This window comes from Streptacidiphilus neutrinimicus (assembly GCF_000787815.1).
GTDB classification, from domain to species: domain Bacteria; phylum Actinomycetota; class Actinomycetes; order Streptomycetales; family Streptomycetaceae; genus Streptacidiphilus; species Streptacidiphilus neutrinimicus.
The window spans coordinates 8,399-9,220 of record NZ_BBPO01000144.1 but is presented as its reverse complement, the minus strand read 5'-3'; the positions used below and the strand labels follow the sequence as shown (position 1 = coordinate 9,220).

The following is an 822-nucleotide window of genomic DNA, read 5'->3' as shown; positions in this document are numbered from 1 at the left end:
AAGCCCTCGCCGGGATCCTGCGGCCGGGCAACGCCGGAGCGAACACCGCAGCCGACCACATCACCGTCCTCGACCAGGCCCTCGCGCAGATCCCCGACGCCCACCGCCACGGCACCGAGATCCTCGTCCGCGCCGACAGCGCCGGCGGCGCGAAGGCCTTCCTCAACCACCTCCGCGACCTGCGAAAGAGTGGGATACATACCACCTTCTCCGTCGGACACGCCGTCACCGAACCGGTCCGCAAGGCCATCCGGGCCCTGCCCGAGAGGGTCTGGCACCCCGCACTGGAACAGAACGGCACCCTTCGCGCCGGCGCCGAGGTCGCCGAGCTGACCGGGTTGGTCGACCTCACCGGATACCCGGACGGCACCCGCATCATCGTCCGCCGCGAGCGCCCCCACCCCGGCGCGCAGCTGTCCCTGTTCGACCAGGACGAAGGCATGCGTCACCAGGTCTTCCTCACCGACACGCCCTTCGCCGGCGGCTCGCTCCAGTACCTGGAGGTCCGCCACCGGGCCCATGCCCGGGTCGAGGACCACATCCGCTGCGGCAAGACCGCCGGCTTCGGCCGCTTCCCCTCCCGCCACTTCGCCATCAACCAGGCCTGGCTGGAGCTGTCCCTGACCGCGATCGACCTGCTCGCCTGGACCAGAATCCTGCTGCTGGAGGGCGAGTTGGCCACCGCCGAGCCCAAGAAACTGCGCTACCGCCTCCTGCACGCAGCCGCTCGGATCACCCGCGGAGGCCGTCGCCTGTGTCTGCGGATCTCCGCCACCTGGCCCTGGCGCCACGAACTGACCACCGCGTTCCATCGCCTCGTCG

The 822-nt window shown here is 70.8% G+C and carries 1 protein-coding gene; it reads left to right on the top strand.

Features of this window, described 5'->3' with window-relative positions; translation table 11 throughout:
- A partial coding sequence (locus TR48_RS37555; RefSeq protein ID WP_174501773.1) for a transposase occupies positions 1–822 on the top strand: 822 nt, incomplete at both ends.